The sequence below is a fragment of the Nocardia sp. NPDC051030 genome (genome assembly GCF_040683015.1).
Lineage (GTDB): Bacteria > Actinomycetota > Actinomycetes > Mycobacteriales > Mycobacteriaceae > Nocardia.
The window spans coordinates 637409-657221 of sequence record NZ_JBFBCD010000001.1 but is presented as its reverse complement, the minus strand read 5'-3'; the positions used below and the strand labels follow the sequence as shown (position 1 = coordinate 657221).

At 68.0% G+C, this 19813-nt stretch carries 12 protein-coding genes; 7 read left to right on the top strand and 5 right to left on the bottom strand.

The window, feature by feature from the left end:
* Nucleotides 1-11: 11 nt before the first annotated feature.
* Entirely contained in the window at nucleotides 12-1208 is a 1197-nt protein-coding gene (locus AB0N05_RS03010) for an FAD-dependent oxidoreductase (RefSeq protein WP_364686842.1), read from the top strand.
* Between the two features lie 9 nt (nucleotides 1209-1217).
* Here the strand turns inward: AB0N05_RS03010 and AB0N05_RS03005 are convergent, their stop codons facing one another.
* A complete protein-coding gene (locus AB0N05_RS03005; protein WP_364686839.1) occupies nucleotides 1218-3899 on the bottom strand; it encodes a LuxR C-terminal-related transcriptional regulator in 2682 nt (893 codons plus the stop codon).
* A gap of 88 nt (nucleotides 3900-3987) precedes the next feature.
* The gene (locus tag AB0N05_RS03000) at nucleotides 3988-6666 is read right to left on the bottom strand and encodes an AAA family ATPase (RefSeq protein WP_364686836.1); all 2679 of its coding nucleotides are present in this window, start codon (nucleotides 6664-6666) and stop codon (nucleotides 3988-3990) included.
* A gap of 200 nt (nucleotides 6667-6866) precedes the next feature.
* Between AB0N05_RS03000 and AB0N05_RS02995 the strand changes: the two genes are divergently transcribed.
* From AB0N05_RS02995 to AB0N05_RS02985, 3 genes are read left to right on the top strand one after another with little or no spacing between them, the layout of a single operon-like run.
* On the top strand, nucleotides 6867-8474 hold the full coding sequence (locus AB0N05_RS02995) for a cytochrome bc complex cytochrome b subunit (protein ID WP_364686833.1): 1608 nt from the start codon (nucleotides 6867-6869) through the stop codon (nucleotides 8472-8474).
* Entirely contained in the window at nucleotides 8471-8926 is a 456-nt protein-coding gene (locus AB0N05_RS02990; protein WP_364686830.1) for a hypothetical protein, read from the top strand. Before AB0N05_RS02995 ends, AB0N05_RS02990 begins: the two co-directional genes overlap by 4 nt.
* 42 nt (nucleotides 8927-8968) lie before the next feature.
* On the top strand, nucleotides 8969-11647 hold the full coding sequence (locus tag AB0N05_RS02985) for a LuxR C-terminal-related transcriptional regulator (RefSeq protein WP_364686827.1): 2679 nt from the start codon (nucleotides 8969-8971) through the stop codon (nucleotides 11645-11647).
* 215 nt (nucleotides 11648-11862) lie between these two features.
* Here the strand turns inward: AB0N05_RS02985 and pgi are convergent, their stop codons facing one another.
* Nucleotides 11863-13503: a glucose-6-phosphate isomerase gene (pgi, locus tag AB0N05_RS02980; RefSeq protein ID WP_364686824.1), complete on the bottom strand. Its 1641-nt coding sequence runs from the start codon at nucleotides 13501-13503 to the stop codon at nucleotides 11863-11865.
* 140 nt (nucleotides 13504-13643) lie between these two features.
* Here pgi and AB0N05_RS02975 point away from each other — a divergent pair, with 140 nt between their 5' ends.
* The gene (locus tag AB0N05_RS02975; protein WP_364686821.1) at nucleotides 13644-15095 is read left to right on the top strand and encodes an NAD-dependent succinate-semialdehyde dehydrogenase; all 1452 of its coding nucleotides are present in this window, start codon (nucleotides 13644-13646) and stop codon (nucleotides 15093-15095) included.
* Nucleotides 15096-15280: 185 nt separating this feature from the next.
* On the opposite strand, the gene AB0N05_RS02970 is transcribed toward AB0N05_RS02975, so the two are convergent.
* Nucleotides 15281-15592 (bottom strand): chorismate mutase, encoded by a 312-nt coding sequence (locus AB0N05_RS02970; protein WP_364686818.1) that lies wholly within the window; start codon nucleotides 15590-15592, stop codon nucleotides 15281-15283.
* 321 nt (nucleotides 15593-15913) lie between these two features.
* Between AB0N05_RS02970 and pcrA the strand changes: the two genes are divergently transcribed.
* Complete coding sequence (gene pcrA, locus AB0N05_RS02965) at nucleotides 15914-18349, top strand: DNA helicase PcrA (protein ID WP_364686814.1); 2436 nt, start codon at nucleotides 15914-15916, stop codon at nucleotides 18347-18349.
* 78 nt (nucleotides 18350-18427) lie between these two features.
* Here pcrA and AB0N05_RS02960 read toward each other — a convergent pair whose 3' ends face one another.
* Complete coding sequence (locus tag AB0N05_RS02960; protein ID WP_364686811.1) at nucleotides 18428-18817, bottom strand: nitroreductase/quinone reductase family protein; 390 nt, start codon at nucleotides 18815-18817, stop codon at nucleotides 18428-18430.
* Nucleotides 18818-18883: 66 nt separating this feature from the next.
* Here AB0N05_RS02960 and AB0N05_RS02955 point away from each other — a divergent pair, with 66 nt between their 5' ends.
* On the top strand, nucleotides 18884-19411 hold the full coding sequence (locus AB0N05_RS02955; RefSeq protein ID WP_364686808.1) for an ester cyclase: 528 nt from the start codon (nucleotides 18884-18886) through the stop codon (nucleotides 19409-19411).
* The last annotated feature ends 402 nt before the right edge of the window (nucleotides 19412-19813 follow it).

The following is a 19813-nucleotide window of genomic DNA, read 5'->3' as shown; positions in this document are numbered from 1 at the left end:
GGAACCCGCGCATGAGCATCAACCACCACATCGTTGTGCTGGGGGGCGGATACGCGGGCACCAACTGCACCATTCGACTGGCGCGTCGCCTGCGCGGACGCGAGGACGTGCACATCACGCTGGTCAACCCGTCGCCACGCTTCACCGAACGGCTGCGCCTGCACCAGCTGGCCGCCGGGCACCTGCTGACCGAACACCGGTTCGCCGACCTGCTCGAGGACACCGGCGTCGAATTCGTGTGCGGCGAAGCCACAGCCATCGACACCGAGGCCCGGCAGGTCTCGGCGGACGCGCTCGGACAGCGCCGCACGCTCTCCTACGACACCCTGGTGTACGCGCTGGGCAGCGCCACCGAGACCTATCGGGTGCCCGGCGTCGACCAGCACGCGCACACCATCAACTCGCCGCAGCAGGCGGCGCGGCTGGGGCGGCGGCTCGCGGGACTGGCCGCCGGGAGCGCGGTCGCCGTGTGCGGCGGTGGGCTCACCGGGGTCGAGACGGCCGCGGAGATCGCGGAAGCCTATCCGGCACTGCGGGTTTCGCTGGTTAGCCGGGGTGAGCCAGCAGCCGTGATGGGCGAACGAGCCCGCGCCTACGTGCGCGGCGCTTTCGATCGACTGCGCGTGAGCGTGCACCTCGGAACGATCACCAAGGTGCTGCCGGATGCGATCGAGCTGCGCGGCGGCGAGCTGGTGGCCGCCGACCTCACACTGTGGACCGGCGGCGTGCGGGTGCCCTCCCTCGCCGCCGAATCCGAAATCGATACGGACGCACGCGGTCTCGTCAAGGTCGATCCCACCCTCCGGTCGCTGACCCATCCGGACACCTACGCCATCGGCGACTCCGCCGCCATCCGCCAGGCGTGGGGCCCGCTGCACGGCACCTGCCACACCGCGATGGCGTCCGCCACGCACGCCGCCGACCAGATCGCGCGGCAGCTACGCGGCGCGGAGCCGAAACCGTTCCGATTCGGCTACTTCCGCCAACCGGTCAGCCTCGGCCGGTCGGACGCGATCATCCAATTCACCCACCACGACGACACCCCGCGCCGATTCCTCCTGACCGGCCCGACAGCCGTCCACTACAAGGAGTCCACCACCAGCAGCCCACTGAAGCGCATGGCCAGGACCAAGAGCACCTTCGGACTCCTCGCCCCCACCGGCACATCGAAGGGCGGCCTGGCCACCCGCAAGCCCCACCCCGGCTAGCCGCGCGGCTCAGTCCAGTTCGAGGCGGGCCAGTTCCACCCGGCTCGACACTCCCAGTTTGCGGAAGGCGCGAGAAAGGTGATGGCCCACGGTTTTCGGGCTCAGGAACAGGCGGGCGCCGATCTCCTTATTGGTGGCTCCGGCGGCTGCGGCCCGCACCACCTGCAACTCTTGCGGAGTGAGGAGGGCGGCCAGGCCGGAGCTTGCTTCCGGGACCGCGCCCTCTCCGGCTGCCCGCAACTCGGTGCGCACCAGTGCGGCCCAGGTGTGTGCGCCCAAGCGCTCGAAGGTTTGCAGGGCATCGCGCAATTCGATGCGGGCGTCGGCGAGATTGCGTTGTTTGCGCAGCCACTCGCCGTACAGCAGGCCGGTGCGGGCGCGGTCGAACCAACGGCCCTGCGCCGCATGCAGTTCGAGTGCTCGCGCGAACTTTTCGGGGTCGCCTTCCAGCAGTGCTTCGCCACGCAGCACGAAGGCTCGCGCCCAGGGCGCTTCCAAGGCGTCGGCCCACACCCGCAGCGCCGCCAGCGGAGCCGCCGCCCGCTCGGGCTGATTCAGCCGGAAGGCCGCCTCCACCCGATCCGCGTAGGCCAGCAGCCACCGGGCCTGCCGATGCAGCGGAGTCTTGTCCAGCTCCTCCAGCCGTTCCAGCGCGGCGGCGTAGCGGCCGCACGCCATATCCAATACCGCCAGCGCCCAATCGAATTGGACGCGATGCAGGACGGCGATATCGGGCCGGGCCAGCCCGGCCGTCGCCAGTTTGAGGGTGCGCTGCTCGTCACCGGTGACGGCAGCGACCAGCGCCAGGTTCGCCTCCGCGTGGGTGACCCGCAGCGGGGCCTCGATGCTCTGGCCGATGCGCCGTCCCTCGGTCGAGAGCAGTTCGGCCTCCCGGAATCTTCCGGCCACGAATTCCACATGGCCGAGCCAATTCTCGGTGGTGGCCAGCCAGCGCAGCCGACCCTGTACGCGGGAGAGTTCGGCCATTTCGGCCAGGACCTCCCGGGCGGTATCCACATCGCCCGTCTCCAGAGCCGTTGTGACGAGCACGAATCGCACGTCGGCCTCGCGATTGCGGAACTCCGGCTCGGCGGCGGTGTACGCGCGCAGCAGCGTGATGCCCTCGGTCGGGTCCTCGTCGTACAGCTTCAGGAAGCCGTCGAAGGCGTGCAGGAAGCGATCCCGATCCGGACTCGCGGCAAGCTCGGCCAGCATGTCGCGCGCCTTCCGCATGGCGGCCAGATCCCCGTCCGCCCAGGCCACTCGGCCCGCGCTGAGCAGAATGACGGCGGCCAGGGCGGGGTCGTCGCGGGCCGCCTCGGCCGCGCCGTTCAACATCAGGCGATGCGCGGCGGCCGGTGAACCGTGCTCGAATTCGATGGTCGCCAGCACGGTGGAGATGCGGGCGCATTGCACCGGATCGGTCGGCAGCGTCCTGGTGAACTCGGCCATGCTGCGGGCCCGCGCGAATTGCCCGGCGTCCCCGGCATTCTCGATGGCCTTGACCATGCGGCGCACCTTGTCAACCGGATCGGGGGAGAGCAAGGCCGCACGCTGCCACGCGGTGGCCGCCGTGCCGATACCGGTACGGTCATAGGCCCGGATGGCAGCGGATTCCAGTGCGGCGGCAACGGTTTCGTCCTCACCGGTGGCCGCGGAAGCCAAATGCCAGGCGCGACGGTCCGGATCATCCACCAAGGCCTCGGCGATCGCGGCGTGCACCGCCCGCCGCTGGTCGTCCGGTGCGATCCGATAGGCCGCGGCGCGCAGCAGGGGATGGCGGAAGGTCACCGACTGGCCCGACACGGTGATCATGGTCGTGAGCTCGGCATCGGCCAAGGTGTCGGGCCCGAAACCCAGCGCGTCCAGCACACGCAACACCAGACCGAGCTCGCCGGTCTCATCGGCCGCGGCCACCAGCAATGCCACCCGGGTCGCCGCGGGCAGCGTGGTGATGTGCTCCTGATAGCCCGATTGCAGGCGATCCGACAGCGCCAGCGGCCCGACGGGCATCGAATCCAGGTTCATACCGGGCAATTCCAGCAACGCGAGCGGATTGCCCGCCGACTGCGCCACCACCCGCTCCCGGAGTTCGACCGGCAGATTAGGGCTGCGCTCGGCCAGCAGGGCCCGCGCCTGATCGGGATCGAGCGGGGCCGGATGCAGCTGCGGCAAGCCCGGCGCGTTGAAGTCCGGACGGCCCGCGAAGAGCACGGCCACGCTCTCCGCGCCCAGCCGTCGCGCCGTGAACAGCAGGGCGTCGACGGTCGGCTGGTCCACCCACTGCGCATCGTCGATCAGGCACAGCACCGGCCCCTCCGCCGACAGCTCGGCCAGCAGCGACAGCGTCGCCAAACCCACCAGGAAGCGCTCCGGATGCTCGGCCGTCTCCTCCAGGCCCAAGGCGCAGCACAGGGCGCGATACTGCGGCTCCGGCAGCGCCGCACTGTGATGCAGCGCCGGTCGCAGCAGCTGCTTCAATCCCGAGAACGGCAGTTCCACCGCGGTCTCCACACCCGTGCAGCGCAGAATCCGCCACGAGTCGTCGACCAGCTCCGCCGCGCGCTCCAGGAGCGCCGACTTCCCTTCTCCCGGCCCCGCGATCACCGCCACCGCACCGCTGCGACCCCGCGCCGCCTCGGACAAGAGAGTGCTGATCCGCCGTTCTTCCACCACCCGGCCGTACAGCATCCACCGAACCTATCTGTTCCGTACTGGACAGGACACCACGGTCGGTGTCCCTGTTGTGCCACTACACCGCGTGCGGACGCGATATTCCTCAGCGGATTTCGGCGGGCAGCAGGCGAACCAATTCCACCCGGCTGTGCACGCCCAGTTTGGGGAAGGCGCGATAGAGGTGGTGGCCCACGGTTTTCGGGCTCAGCGACAGTTGGGCGCCGATTTCATTATTGGTCGCGCCCCGTGCGGCGAGGCGAACGACCTGTAGCTCCTGCGGGGTGAGCAATCGCAGCGCTTCCGGGGCGTGGGATGAATCACCACCCGCCGCACCGAGTTCCGCCCGGGCGCGCTCGGCCCACGGGCGCGCACCGAGGCGTTCGAAGGCGATGGCTGCCGCATCCAGGCGCGCCCGCGCCTCCAGCAGGCGGCGTTCGCGGCGCAGCCATTCGCCGTAGAGCAGTTCGGTGCGGGCGTGATCGAAGCAGCGATTCGCCTCCGCATGCTGCGCCAAGGCCAGCTCGAAGGTGTCGCCGTCACCGTCCAGCAGGGCGTGGCAGCGCAGCAGCAGACCTCTCATCCAGTCACTGTCCGTCGCCCGCGTGTAGCGCTCCAGCGCTTCGAGGGGTTCGGCGGCCCGTTCCGGAGCGCGCAGGCGCACCGCGGCCTCCACCCGATCGGCCAGCAGATGCGGCCACTGCCCGAGCAGTCGATGCGGACCGCGCCCGAGCCCCTCGCCGCGATGCACCGCGGCCTCGAAGCGGCCGTGCGCGAGATCCAGTAGCAGCAGCGCCCATTCGCAGTGCGCGGTGTCGATGGTGTTCTCGAGGGGTTGGGACCGGCCGAGCTGCCGATCGGCCAGCTCCCGGCACCGGTCCTCGTCGCCGCGCAGCGCGGCCAGCACCGCGAGAATGGATTCGCCCTGCCGCACCCGATTCGGCTGCCCGGTGGCCTCGGCGAGCCGCACCGCTTCCAGACAAGTGGCCTCCGACTCCGGCAGACGGCCGAGCAGCAGCTGCATGGTGCCTGCCGAGGTGTGCACCGCGGGCAGCCGCCCCACCATGCCCAACCGGCAGTATTCGTCGCCCACCCCGATGAGCAGGTCCAGCGCCTCGTCGATATCGGCGGCCAGGGAGGCCAGCAGCGCCAGGGTGAACCGGGTCGCCGGATCGGTGACCCAGTGCGCGGCCGCCACGCCCCGGCGAATCAGCTCGACCCCGGCATCCAGGTCCATCGAGAACATGCGATTCGGGCCGTCGATCGCCGCCAGCAGCGGGGCCCACGAATCATCCAGCGCCAGTTCACCCATGCGCGCCCGCGCCGACCGCGCGCCCGGCAGATCACCCGCCGTCCACGCCGCCCGCGCGGCATCGATGAGAGCGATCGCGGCCCGATCCGGATGCGGCACGGCCAATTCCGCCGCCGCCTGCGACCACAACTCGTAAGCCTCGGCGAGCGAACCGCTTTCGAAGGCGATATGCGCGCGCCGATCCCGCAGCCATGCCCGTTCGGAGATCCGCATCGCACAGATATCGAGCCGATCGGCCACCGCCAGTGCCTGTTCCGGCCGACCGGCATAGATGAGCGCGTCCACCGCGCGCAGCATCCGGCGGCCGCGCTGGATGCCATCGGGAGTGAGCCGGGCCGCACGCTCCAAAGCGGCCGCGGCGGCGGCGAAGGCGGCGCGCTGCAATGCCCGCTCGGCGGCGGCATCCAGTGCGGCCGCGACCTTCTCGTCCGGATCGACGGTGGCGAAGGCCAGATGCCAGGCCCGCCGATCCGGATCACCGGCGAGGGCCTCGGCAATGGCCGCGTGCACCGCCTGCCGCTGCGTGAACGGCGCGAGCTGATAGGCCGCGGCCCGTCTGAGCGGATGCCGGAACGCCACCCGATCTCCGAAAATCTGGATCATGCGGGAGTTCTCGGCCGCGACCAGCGCCTCCTCGCCATGACCCAGACGGGCCAGCGCGCCGCGCACCACGGTCACATCGCCGGTCTCCTCGGCCGCCGACACCAGCAGCGCGATCCGCGCCGACTCCGGCTGCCGCCCGATGTGCTCCTGATAGCCCGAACGCAGGCGATCCGGCAGCGGCAGCGGACCCACCGGGCGCGAGTCCACCATGCGCGGCAATTCCAGTACGGCCAAGGGGTTTCCGGCCGCCTCGGTGAGCACGCGGTCGCGCACCTCCGCCGTCAGGTCCGGGAATTGGTCGCCCAGCAGCGTGCGGGACTGCGTGTCGTCGAGCGGGGTCAGTCGCAGGGTGGGCACGGCCTGGGTGGTGAACTGCGGCCGACCGGCGATCAGCAGCACCGAGGACTCCGCCCCGAGCCGATGCGCCGCGAACAGCAGGGCATCGGCCGAGGCCCGATCCAGCCATTGCGCATCATCGATGAGGCACAGCACCGGCCCGCTCGCCGACAACTCGGCCAGCAGCGCCACCGCCGCCATCCCCACCGCGAACCGATCCGCGGCCGGTTCCGCGCAGAGCCCGAACGCGGTGCGCAGGGCGTTGCGATGCTGGGCGGGCAGCTCGCCGATCCGGTCCAGCACCGAGCACAGCAGCAATTGCAGCCCGGCGAACGGCAATTCCGATTCGCTCTCCACCCCCGTGCAGCGCAACACCAGCCACGAATCGTCCACGAGATCGGCCGCCCGATCCAGCAGTGCCGACTTGCCCTCGCCCGGATCACCCAGCAGCGCGAGCGCGCCACTGCGCCCGGAACGGGCCGCGCCCAGGAGGTCTCCGATCCGGCGCAGTTCCTCGGACCGGCCGTACAGCATGCGACTCAACGTATTTCGGCCGGAGTCCGGCGGCAGTTCAGTGAGTGTCTGGTGCGCCACATCAAGGCAATCGTCCGATACCAGGTGTCACGTTTCGCCCTTCACGATCGTCCTATGGTCAGCGGGCTCCTGCCCGTCTCCGGATCGACAAGGAGGAAGACCATGATCCGCAACGCGATTCGAGACCACGGCGGTGCGGTATGAGCACCACCGCGGCCAAGCACGCCGACGCGGCAGATGAGCGATACCACCTCGCGGCGGGCGTGAAACGTTCCATCAACAAGGTGTTCCCGACGCACTGGTCATTCCTGCTCGGCGAGATCGCCCTGTACACCTTCATCATCCTGCTGCTGTCCGGGGTGTACCTGACCCTGTTCTTCGACCCGTCCATGAGCGAGGTCGTCTACGACGGCGCGTACCAGCCGCTGCGCGGGGTCCAGATGTCGGCCGCCTACAAGAGCGTCCTCGACATCTCCTTCGAAACCCGCGGCGGACTCTTCGTCCGGCAGGTGCACCACTGGTCCGCGCTCCTATTCGCGGCCTCGATCATCATCCACATGATGCGGGTGTTCTTCACCGGCGCGTTCCGGCGTCCGCGCGAGGCCACCTGGGTGGTCGGCTCGGTCCTGTTGATCCTGGCCATGTTCGAGGGCTACTTCGGCTATTCGCTGCCCGACGATCTGCTCTCGGGCACCGGCCTGCGCGCTCCGCTGGGCGGCATCACCATGAGCGTCCCGATCATCGGCACCTGGACGCACTTCTTCCTGTTCGGCGACGAATTCCCCGGCCACGTACTGATTCCGCGGCTCTACATCACCCATGTGCTGCTGTTCCCCGGAATCATGCTGGCGCTCATCGCCACCCATATCCTGCTGGTCTGGTACCAGAAGCACACCCAGTTCCCCGGACCCGCGCGCACCGAGCGGAATGTGGTGGGCGCGCGCATCATTCCGGTGTTCTCCCTGGATCAGGGCGCGTTCTTCGCCTTCACCCTCGGCACCCTCGCGGTCATGGGCGGGCTGTTCCAGATCAACCCGATCTGGGATCTCGGCCCCTACAACCCCGCACAGGTGTCGGCCGGTTCGCAACCCGACTTCTACATGATGTGGACCGACGGCCTGGCCCGGCTCATGCCCGCCTGGGAGATCTACCTCGGCGGCTACACCATTCCCGCCGCGTTCTGGGTGGCGCTCGTCATGGGCCTGGTCCTGGTGGTGATCCCGATCTATCCGTGGATCGAGAAGCGCCTCACCAAGGACACCGCCCACCACAATCTGCTGCAACGACCCCGAGATGTGCCGGTGCGCACCGGAATCGGAGCCATGGCCCTCGCCTTCTACCTGGTGCTGACCCTGGCCTGCGTGAACGACATCATCGCGCTGCAATTCCACGTCTCGCTCAATGCCACGACCTGGTTCTTCCGCATCGCGCTGCTGCTCGCGCCGCCGCTGGCCTACGCCATCGCCTACCGATTCTGCCTCGGCCTGCAACGCAGCGACCGCGCGGTACTGGAACACGGCATCGAAACCGGCATCATCAAGCGGCTCCCGCACGGCGAATACATCGAAGTGCATCAGTCGCTCGGACCCGTCGACGCACACGGCCACCCGATTCCCCTCGAATACCAGGGCGCGGCCGTGCCGAAGAAGATGAACAAGCTCGGCTCCGCGGGCAAACCCGGTGAGGGCTCGTTCCTGCGCGCCTACCCCGAAGCCGAACGTGACTTGCTGGCGGAACAGCATCATCACGAGGAGCAGGCGCAGCTCGAGATGCTGAAGGCCAAGCAGGACACCGGGAGCCGGTCATGACCGGCCGCTGGATTGCGAATCTATGTCGTCGGGGATTTCTTTGCGATCCGCTGAGCAGCGGGCATAGCGGAAGCCAAGCCACGTCCGCGGCGAGTTGCGTCGGGACGGAAAAAATGCCCGCTGGAAACCCGCGTAAGACCCGCGTGACGCAGGCAACGGGTATCGCCACGGGAAGACCTGCAGCACACGGGCTGCAGGCCAACGCCGTCGGCGCAAGTCGGCGACTCAGAACGCGGCTCTATGCGCGTCCTGAACGGGAGTACGGCCTGCTGGTCCCAGCGGCCACCGTGCTGAACGAGGGTGCCGCCCGCACTGTCCGGCAGATGCTTTATGCCTACGGCGTGCGGGCTACCACGGTGCGGGGCCAAGGTAGGGCGAACTGCTTCAACATCCTGGTGTTCCCGGAGGACGTTTTCCGCGCCTACGACGTGCTCTGCCGCCACACCAGCTGAACTCGTTTGCTGAAGTGCGGCGCGGGACATAGGTTGTCGCATGTGCTGTACGGGCGTTCTCGAGAAATGCAGCAGATCGGAACCCTGCTCGGTGCCGCGCGGAACGGTCGCAGCGCCGCGCTGGCCATCACCGCGGAGCCGGGCGAAGGCAAGTCCGCGCTGCTGAACGCCGCCGCGGAGCAGGCCGATACGGGCTGGCGGATACTCCGATGCTCCGGCGTGGAAACCGAATCCGAGCTGCCCTTCGCGGGACTGCACCTGCTGCTCGGCCCGGCCCTCGACCGCATCGACCAGCTGCCCGAACCCCAGTTCAAGGCGCTCGGCGGCGCGCTCGGACTGTGCCGGGCCGACGGCGCGGACCGCTTCCTGATCGGTGTCGCCACCCTCACACTGCTGGCCGAACTCTCCGCCGAGGGACCGGTGCTCTGCCTCATCGACGACGCACAATGGCTGGACCAGTCCTCCTCCGACGCCCTGCAATTCGCCGCCCGGCGGCTCGGCGCGGAAGGCATCGTCATGCTCTTCGCGGGCCGCCGCGACTTCGAACCGCACGGCCTGCCCGAACTCCGCCTCGGCCCACTCGACGCCAACTCCGCCGCCGCCCTGCTCGGTGAACGCTGGCCCGCGCTCAGCTCGGACCAGCGGGCCCGGGTGCTCGGCGACGCCGCCGGAAACCCCCTGGCGCTCATGGAATTCCCGCGCATGAACCGGGACGCCTCACCCGCCGAACCGCTCCCGCTGCCCCGGCGGCTGCAAACCGGCTACGAACGGCAGATCGACGAACTCGGCGAAGCCGCCCGCATGGCCATGCTGGTGGTCGCCGCCGAGGAGACCGGCGACCTCGACCTGGTGTTGCGGACACTGCACCTGCTCGGCTACTCCGCCGAGGACCTCGCCATCGCCGAGAACGCGAATATGGTGTCGATCACTGGGCAGAACCTGACCTTCCGGCATCCGCTCAAACGTTCCGCCGCCTATCACAGCTCCTCGTTCACCCAGCGCCTCGCGGTGCACGCCGCCATCGCCACCGTGCTCGCCGACAATCCGGTGCGCGCCGCCTGGCATCTCGCCGCCGCCAGCACCGGACCCGACGAAACCGTCGCCGCCGCCCTGGAATCCGCCGCCGAACAGGCGCGCGAACGCACCGGGCACGCCGCGGCCGCCGCCGCCCTGGAACGCGCGGCCCGGCTCACCCCCGATCCGGCCGCACGGGCGCGCCGCCTGGTGCTCGCCGTGGAAACCGCAGGCGAGGCCGGGCACACCGAACGCGCGCTGCGGCTCGCCGCCGCGGCCGAACAGCTGCCGCTGGGCCCCTGCGAGCGGTCCCGGGTGCTCGGCACGCGCGGCCTCATCGAATTCGAGCACGGCTCGCTGCGCCGGGCCAACCTGCTCATGATCGAGGCCGCCGATCAGGTCGCCGAACTCGAACCTGAGCGCGCCGCATGGTATTTGATCGAAGCGGGACGCGTCGCCTTCACCGCGGGCGACGCGGTCGCCTGCCATGTCTCCTACGATCGCCTGCTCGCACTGGACAGCAATGAACTGACGCTGCCGATATCGGCCATTCGCGGCCCGATCATGCTGATCGACGGGCAGATCGCCGAGGGAATCGCGCTCATCCGGGCGAATGTCGAACTCAGCCGCTTCGTGCCGCTCGAAATGATCTCGCTGCGACTGGCTCTGGCCTTGCAGGCCGCCCTGATCGGCGATATGTCCATTGCGCGTGAGCATTTGGTGGAACTCGCCGATATGGTGCGCGACCGCGGCATGATCGGCTGGTACCCGGCGGTCGGCTGCACCCTCGCCACCGCCGAACTGATCATGGGCAGGCTGCGGGAAGCCGAGATCACCGCCGTCCAATCCGCCCGCATAGCAGCCGATATCGGCCAACCCGGCCGAGTCGCCGGAGCCGAGGCGGTGCTCGCCCTGGTCGCCGCTCTGCAAGGCGACGGGGAACGCTGCCGAGAACTCGCCGAACGCAATCTGCGCAGCGCGCCGGGCGATTACAACGCCATCGACAGCACCCACTTCGACTGGGCGCTCGCCCTGCTCGATTTGGGCGCGGGCCGATACGAACACGCACTCACCAGGCTGGAAGCGCTGCACGCCATCGATATGGCCCGAGGCCACTGGATCGACCTGCTGAACGACCTGGTGGAAGCCGCCGTCCGGCTCCGCAAACCCGAACGCGCCGACGCCGCCATGGCCGAAATCGAGGAATGGGCCGCCGCACTCGACACCCCGTGGGCCGAAGGACTCCTGCTCAGCTGCCGGGGCATGCTCCGCGGTGACGGCGAACTACTCGCCGAGGCGATCGCCCTGCACCAAACCGCCGATCGCTGGTACGACTACGCCCGCACCACCCTGTTCTACGGCGGCTGGCTGCGCCGCGAGCGCCGCATGAACGAGGCCCGCACGCACCTGCGCCAAGCCCTCGACACCTTCGACCGCCTCGGGGCCGCCCCCTGGGCCGAACACGCCCGCACCGAACTCCGGGCCGCCGGTGAAGGCACCGTACCCGAACCCACAGACGACGTGGCCGCCGTACTCACACCACAGGAACTCCAGGTGGTCCGCCTGGCCGCCACCGGAGCCACCAACAAGGAAATCGCCGCCCAGCTCTTCCTGAGCCCGAAAACCGTTGGCCACCACCTCTACCGGGCCTTCCCCAAACTCGGCGTCAGCAACCGAGTCGAACTCGCCCGCCTCCGCATCGCCTGAGCCAGCTCCGGCTCCGGCGGCCTATGAGGGGCTGGCCGTGGCCGTGGATGGACGGATTCGGCCCGGGCTTTGGCTGGCTGCCGCGAATCACCCTGCGGTCCTGGCAATTCGATAGGCGCGGCCTGGCGGGGCAGGCCGCGTTCGCACCGGAACGCCGCTCAGCCTCAGCTGCCGCCCGGTGCGAAGCAGCGAAATGACGGGTATGGATGCGCCGGTCAGCGCTTATTGCTGCGGTACCAGCGGATCAGGGCGTCGGTGGACGAATCCGCCTGTGGCTCAGGATCTTCGGCGGCGGTGAGCAGCGGTGCGACCGCGAGCGCCTGCTGCTTGCCCAGTTCGACGCCCCACTGATCGAAGCTGTCGATCCCCCAGATCGCACCCTCGGTGAACACCTGATGCTCGTAAAGGGCGATCAGCTGGCCCAGAACCGACGGGGTCAGCTGCGGCGCGAGAATCGCCGTGGAGGGGCGATTGCCCGGCATCACCTTGTGCGGCACCAGCTTCGGGTCGGTGCCCTCGGCGGCGATCTCCTCGGCTGTCTTGCCGAAGGCCAGCACCTTGGTCTGGGCGAACAGATTGCTCATCAGGATGTCGTGCATGCTGCCGGTGCCGTCGATGGTGGGCAGATCGTCGGTGGGACGGGCGAATCCGATGAAATCGGCGGGCACCAGCACGGTGCCCTGATGCAGCAGCTGATAGAAGGCGTGCTGGCCATTGGTGCCCGGCTCGCCCCAGAAGATCTCACCGGTGGAACTGGCCACCGGGGTGCCGTCCGCGTGCACGGACTTGCCGTTCGACTCCATGGTCAGCTGTTGCAGATACGCCGGAAAACGCGCCAGGTCATTGGAATACGGCAGCACGGCCCGCGACTGCGCGCCGAAGAAGTTCGAATACCAGACACCCAGCAGACCCAGCAGCGCCGGACCGTTCTCGGCCAGCGGCGTGGTGCGGAAATGCTCGTCCACCGTATGCATTCCGGCCAGGAACTCGCCGAACCGCTGCTTGCCGATCACCGCCATCACCGACAGCCCGATGGCCGAATCCACCGAATACCGGCCGCCGACCCAATCCCAGAAGCCGAACATGTTCGCGGTATCGATCCCGAACTCGGCCACCCGCTGCGCATGCGTGGACACCGCCACGAAATGCTTTGCGACAGCGCCCTCCCCGAGCGAGGCCACCAGCCAGCGGCGGGCCGCCGTCGCATTGGTGAGCGTCTCCAGCGTCGAGAAGGTCTTGGACGCCACGATGAATAGTGTCGTCTCCGGGTTCAACCCGTGCAGCTTCGAAACCAGGTCCGCCGGATCGACATTCGAGACGAACCGCGCCGAGATCCCGGCATCGGCGTAATGCCGCAATGCCAGATACACCATGGCCGGACCCAGATCCGAGCCGCCGATGCCGATATTCACCACGGTGGTGATGCGCTCACCCGTCGCACCGCGCCAGTGCCCGGAGCGCACCGCATCGGTGAATTCGCCCATCCGGCGCAGCACCTCGTGCACCTGCGCGCCCGCGTCCTCGCCATCCACCATGACGGTCTGTCCGGCGGGCACGCGCAACGCCACATGCTCGACCGCGCGGTCCTCGGAGGTATTGATGTGGTCGCCCGCGAACATGGCGTCGCGGCGCTGCTCGACTCCGGCCGTATGCGCCAATTCGACCAGCAGATCCAAGGTCTCGCGGGTCACGCGATGCTTGGAGTAGTCGATATGCAGATCGCCCACCTGCACGGTCAGTTCACGCCCGCGCTCGGGGTCCTCGGCGAAGAATTCGCGCAGATGCCGTCCGGCGATCGAGGCATGATGGTCGTGCAGTTTCCGCCAGGCCGCCGATGCGGTGATGTCGCTGCTCACGTACGCCGAGGTTACAACCCCCGGATGCGACCCGCAGGTAACCCCGGTAAGTCGCGGTATTCGGACGACCGATTCAGGGCGGCCGTCGGATTCACCGAGAGCCTCGGCAGCCCCCGTACCTGCGGCCTAGGCTGGCTCACATGGTGACCGAAGCTGAGCTACTCGAGTCCATTCCCACAAAACTCTGGATCGGCGGACCGGTGGACGCCACCGGCGGCGCGACCTTCCCCGTGCACAACCCGGCCACCGGCGAGGTCATCGCGAACGTCGCCGACGCCACCCCCGAGGACGCCGTCCGCGCCCTCGACGCGGCCGCCGCGGCCCAGGCCGACTGGGCCGCCACCCCCGCCCGCCAGCGCGGCGAGATCCTGCGTGCCGTGTTCGAGGCCATCACCGCCCGCGCCGAGGAATTCGCCCTGCTCATGACCCTCGAAATGGGTAAGGCGCTGCCGGAGAGCCGCAATGAGGTCCGCTACGGCGCGGAATTCTTCCGCTGGTTCAGCGAGGAAGCCGTCCGCATCCACGGCCGCTATCAGGCCGCACCCGCCGGCACCGGCCGCATCCTGGTGCACAAGCAGCCGGTCGGGCCGTGCCTGGCCATCACGCCGTGGAACTTCCCGCTCGCCATGGGAACCCGCAAGATCGGACCCGCCCTCGCCGCGGGCTGCACCATGATCGTGAAACCGGCGGGGGAGACGCCGCTGACCATGCTGCTGCTCGCCCAGCTGTGCAGCGAGGCGGGTCTGCCCGACGGCGTGCTGTCGGTCATCACCACCAGTCACTCCGGCGCCGTCACCGCACCGCTGCTGACCGATCCGCGGCTGCGCAAGCTCACCTTCACCGGCTCCACCCCGGTCGGCAAGAAGCTCGTAGAGGCCTCCGCGCACGGCCTGCTGCGCACCTCCATGGAACTCGGCGGCAACGCACCCTTCGTGGTCTTCGACGACGCCGATATCGATGCGGCCGTCCAGGGCGCGGTCCTCGCCAAACTGCGCAATGGCGGTGAGGCCTGCACCGCCGCCAACCGCTTCCACGTGCAGAATCCGGTTCGCCAGGAATTCACCGAAAAGCTGGTCGCGGCCATGGCCGAATACAAACTCGGCCCCGGCACCGATCCGGCGACCACCCTCGGCCCACTCATCAACGAGAACCAGCTCGACATCGTGAGCGAACTCGTCGAGGACGCGGTCGCCGCAGGAGCGAAGGTCGAGCTGGGCGGCAAGGCCCCCGGCGGGTCCGGCTGGTTCTACCCGGCCACCGTGCTCACCGACCTCCCCGCGCAGGCCCGCATCCTGCGCGAGGAAGTGTTCGGCCCGGTAGCCCCCATCGTCGGCTTCGACACCGAGGAAGAGGGCCTCGCCGCCGCCAACAACACCGAATTCGGCCTGGTCGCATACGTTTACACGCGCAACCTGGATCGCGCCCTGCGCGTGGCCGAGGGCCTGGAGACCGGCATGGTCGGCGTCAATCGCGGCGTCATCTCCGACCCGGCCGCACCATTCGGCGGGGTCAAGGAATCCGGCTTCGGTCGCGAGGGCGGCTTCGAAGGCATCGAGGAGTACCTCGACACCAAGTACATCGCCCTGACCTGACCTGGAGAAGTCCCGGAAAAACAGCACCGCCCCGGGGTGAAGGATCACCCGGGGCGGCCTGGGGGCAGCGGCATTCTTGCGAATGCCGCGAGTCTATGGGGTCTGCGTGTTCGGCCTGGTCGAGGCCGAGCAGCGGCAGCGCACCCCTCGTGAATCGTTGCGGGGTGTGCGCGGCGTTACATCTGTCAGTGGCCGAGTCGGCCGCGACCCAGACGTAGCAGGAGCATGGCGAGGGTGTGACCCTCCTGGCCCAGCTCGCTGAATCGCTCGAGTACCTTCATCTCGCGGGAATGCACCAGCTTCGGTCCGCCATTGGCCATTCGGGTGCGGCCGATGATGCGGGAGACCTCGGTCCGGCGTTTGATGGCGGCGAGAATCTCGGCGTCGAGCTTGTCGATCTCTTTGCGCAGCTTGTCGATCTCAGCCTCGGAGGGCAGGGCGGTAGCGGCGTCCGATCCGGTGGCAGGCTCGGATTGTCCCGTCGTCGAGATGCTCATACTTTTACTCCTCGTGGTCCAGAACTTCGATCGGCAGGCGGGCCCGACCCGTTACCGATCGGTTCTTCACCAAGAATCAGACCTGTTCGGTCCTACATTGTCCCCCCGTGGGTGCGCTCAGGTGCATCGTGTTCTCCGAGCGCCGGTCATGTGGCCAGTGTGCCACGCAGTGTGACTCGAGCAAAACGGGTTCATTTGTGAATCTCCTGAGTATTTTGCGAAGCTTTGGAGTCACCGGGGGTTCGCTCGACCGGCATGTTTCGGACACCTGTGCGATCCGACGGGCGGCCTGTCGGTGCCCGCCGGTAGCGTGGATGGGCGATGAACATGACGGTGGCACAGGACGAGAAGAAGACCGAGCAAACCCTGCTCGAGGGGCTCAATCCACAACAGCGCGCCGCGGTGACCCACAGCGGCACTCCGCTGCTGATCGTGGCGGGCGCGGGCTCCGGCAAAACCGCGGTCCTGACGCGCCGCATCGCCTATCTACTCGCCGCCCGCGATGTGCGCCCCGGCGAAATCCTGGCCATCACCTTCACCAATAAGGCCGCCGCCGAGATGCGCGAACGCGTCGCCGGTCTGGTCGGCCCGCGCGCGGCCAGCATGTGGGTGTCCACCTTCCACTCCAGCTGCGTGCGGATTCTGCGTACCCAGGCCTCGCTGGTGGCCGGTCTCAATACCAACTTCTCCATCTATGACGCCGACGATTCGCGCCGCCTGCTGGCCATGATCTCCCGCGATTTCGACATCGACGCCAAGAAGTTCTCGCCGCGACTGCTGTCCACCGCCATCTCGAATCTCAAGAACGAGCTCATCGATGCCGCCCAGGCCGCCGCCGACGCGGAGACCGAGGACAGCGAACTCCCGCGCATCGTCGCCAGGGTCTACGACGAGTACCAGCGGCGGTTGCGCGCGGCCAATGCCCTCGACTTCGACGATCTGATCGGCGAGACCGTCGCACTGCTGCAACGGCATCCGCAGGTGGCCGAGTACTACCGGCGGCGTTTCCGGCACGTCATGGTCGACGAATACCAGGACACCAACCACGCGCAGTACGTCCTCGTGCGCGAGCTGGTCGGCTATCACCTGCCGAAGGACGCCGAGGACCGTGTCCCGCCCAGCGAGCTGTGCGTGGTCGGTGACGCCGATCAGTCCATCTACGCCTTCCGCGGCGCGACCATCCGCAATATCGAGGAGTTCGAGCGCGACTTCCCGGATGCGGAAACCATTCTGCTGGAACAGAACTACCGCTCCACCCAGCACATCCTGGCCGCCGCCAACGCCGTCATCGCGCGCAATGAGAACCGCCGCGACAAGAAGCTGTGGACCGATCAGGGCGACGGCGATCTCATCGTCGGCTACGTCGCCGACAATGAGCACGACGAGGCCTCGTTCGTGGCCCGCGAGATCGACCGCCTGGTCGACAATGCCGACGCCAACTACAACGACGTCGCCGTCTTCTACCGCACCAACAACAACTCCCGGGCGCTGGAAGAAATCTTCATCCGCATGGGCCTGCCCTACAAGGTCGTCGGCGGAGTGCGCTTCTACGAGCGCAAGGAAGTCCGCGACATCGTCGCCTACCTGCGCGTCCTGGAGAATCCGGACGACGCGGTGAGCCTGCGCCGCATCCTCAATACCCCGCGCCGCGGCATCGGCGACCGCGCCGAGGCCTGCGTCGCCGTGCACGCCGAACAACGCAATATCGGCTTCGCACAGGCGCTTCGGGATGCGGCCGACGGCAAGGTGGCGCTGCTCAACACGCGCGCCCAGCGTGCCATCGCCGGTTTCATGGACCTGCTCGGCGAGATCCGCGCGGCGGGTATCCAGGAGGATCTCGACTTCCCCGATGTCGGCGCGACGGTCGAAGCGGTCCTGGATCGCACCGGCTACCGCACCGAACTCGAGATGTCCGACGACCCGCAGGACGGTGCGCGCCTGGACAACCTGAATGAATTGGTCAGCGTCGCCCGCGAATTCAGTTCCGAGGCCCGCAACAATGTGGAGGCCGCCGAGGCCGAGGGCATCATCCCCGAGGCCGCCGAAGGCGAACCCGAGCCCGGCTCCCTCGCCGCCTTCCTGGAACGTGTCTCCCTCGTGGCCGACGCCGACCAGATCCCCGCGGAGGGCAGCGGCGTGGTCACTTTGATGACCCTGCACACCGCCAAGGGCCTCGAATTCCCCGTCGTCTTCGTCACGGGCTGGGAAGACGGCCAATTCCCGCATATGCGCGCCCTGGGCGACCCCACCGAACTCGCCGAGGAACGCCGCCTCGCCTACGTCGGCATCACCCGCGCCCGCAAGCGTCTCTACCTCTCCCGCGCGGTCGTCCGCTCCGGCTGGGGCCAGCCCGTCTCCAACCCGGAATCCCGCTTCCTGCAAGAGATCCCCGGCCACCTCATGGACTGGCGCCGCCTCGAACCCACCTCCTCCCAGGGCGGCCGAGGCATGCGCCGCCGAGGCGAAGACGAAGGCCTGGACCGAGATTGGACCCGCGACAGCTGGTCCTCCGAGCCGCGCCCCGGCGTCCGCGGCGAACGCCGCCCCGCCCCCTCCGCCGCAGGCGGCACCGGCAAACGCAACAACAGCGGCCTCGTCCTAGCGGTAGGCGACCGAGTAAGCGACGACAAATACGGCCTCGGCCGAGTAGTAGCCGCCGAAGGCTTCGGCGCATTAGCCACGGTGACAATAGATTTCGGCACCGCAGGCAAAATCCGCCTGATCCCCTCCTATAGCCGCACCCTCGTCAAGCTCTGACCGAGTTCGCAGGCCTTACCGACAGTTGCAGGCCTTGTAAGGCCTGCAACTGTCGAGTAGGCCTGCGAACTCGGCGGGTCAGTCCAGATCGACTCGGATGGTGAGCAGGTCGGTTCCGAACGTCCGTACGCCCGTGCTGTTTGCGCGCGGCAACCGTTTCAGGCGCGCCACCGGATCATCCTCCGGCATCAGGTGAGCAGTCCCGCTGTACCAGTGACCCCGAATCCGAAGCCGAACCCGATTGTCCGCCAGGATGTTCCGCACATACTGAGACTTCTCCCCGAACTCGGACACGAACCAGAACGCCCCCTCACTCCGCCGCCCCCCGATCGGCGTAATCCGAGGCTCCCCACTCACCCGCCCGATCGTCTCCAGCAGTGTCTGAATCGGCAATCGCCCCAAGATCGGATTCCCGATATTCCGCTGGAACAGAGTCACCCAGCGGTGCTTCACATCCCGGTTCAGCATGCCGTGACGCTAACACGCGGTCCATAATCGGAAGCGGTCCGACCGAATCCAACCGTGAGGTTTCCCATGGATAGCACCGCCGACACCGCACGAGCCCTCGCCGAACGCGCGCTCCACATGATGGCGGTAGGGGAGCGCACCGACTTCGATGAGGTAATTCACCCCGATGCGTTCAACCGGGAAGCGGCCACCGAACCGCCCAGCGCGCGCGGCAAGGGCCCCGAAGCATTCTACGAATCAGCCCGCTGGCTACACGCCGCTTTCGGGGACTTCCACCACACCGTGGAAGCCGCCGCGGTCACCGGAGATCTGGTCGCCCTGCACACGATCATGCACGGCCGCCACATCGGCCCCTTCGTCGTCTACAACGCCGAAGGCGAAGTGGACCAAGTCTTCCCGCCCACCGGAAAAACCTTCGCCGTCACCCAAACTCACTGGCAGCGAATCGCAGACGGAAAAATCATCGAGCACTGGGCGAACCGTGACGACCTGGGCCAAGCCACCCAACTCGGCTGGGTCCCACCCACGCCGATCTATCTGGTGCGGATGGCTCGCGCCAAGCGTGAAGCCCAGCGTGAGAACGGTTCTCGATAGGAGATCTGACGGCTCGGCCTTCGGCCATCGCTTTCATTTACCGCACCGGTCAGAAACACGTCTCGGGAAGCTCGTGCCCAAAGCGCACGGCAGTACGGATATTGCGTGGTGGCGTCGTCTGCCGTACCCGGCGTTGGCTCCCCAGTCAGGACCCGCCTTCTCTCGTCCCGGCCTGGCTGGATGGCTGTGGTCCCGTTCCGGGACCAACAACAAAAGACAAGAGATGAAAAGACAAGGGCGCCTGGACAAGAAGAGAGACAAGAACAAGATCAACTCGGGTAGAACACGTTCAGGAGGGACATTAGGCTGGTCTAAACGGACAAAACCCGGCTCATGTCCCCCCTCGATGAACAGGCCAGGCCGACACGCTGCGACACGCCGATACCCGGTCTCGCCCCGGCT

Excerpts from the sequence above, each read along its gene's own strand:
- AB0N05_RS03010 (WP_364686842.1), top strand. The coding sequence starts at position 12 with ATGAGCATCAACCACCACATCGTTGTGCTGGGGGGCGGATACGCGGGC.
- AB0N05_RS03005 (WP_364686839.1), bottom strand. The coding sequence starts at position 3,899 with ATGCTGTACGGCCGGGTGGTGGAAGAACGGCGGATCAGCACTCTCTTG.
- AB0N05_RS03000 (WP_364686836.1), bottom strand. The coding sequence starts at position 6,666 with ATGCTGTACGGCCGGTCCGAGGAACTGCGCCGGATCGGAGACCTCCTG.
- AB0N05_RS02995 (WP_364686833.1), top strand. The coding sequence starts at position 6,867 with ATGAGCACCACCGCGGCCAAGCACGCCGACGCGGCAGATGAGCGATAC.
- AB0N05_RS02990 (WP_364686830.1), top strand. The coding sequence starts at position 8,471 with ATGACCGGCCGCTGGATTGCGAATCTATGTCGTCGGGGATTTCTTTGC.
- AB0N05_RS02975 (WP_364686821.1), top strand. The coding sequence starts at position 13,644 with ATGGTGACCGAAGCTGAGCTACTCGAGTCCATTCCCACAAAACTCTGG.
- AB0N05_RS02970 (WP_364686818.1), bottom strand. The coding sequence starts at position 15,592 with ATGAGCATCTCGACGACGGGACAATCCGAGCCTGCCACCGGATCGGAC.
- pcrA (WP_364686814.1), top strand. The coding sequence starts at position 15,914 with ATGAACATGACGGTGGCACAGGACGAGAAGAAGACCGAGCAAACCCTG.
- AB0N05_RS02960 (WP_364686811.1), bottom strand. The coding sequence starts at position 18,817 with ATGCTGAACCGGGATGTGAAGCACCGCTGGGTGACTCTGTTCCAGCGG.
- AB0N05_RS02955 (WP_364686808.1), top strand. The coding sequence starts at position 18,884 with ATGGATAGCACCGCCGACACCGCACGAGCCCTCGCCGAACGCGCGCTC.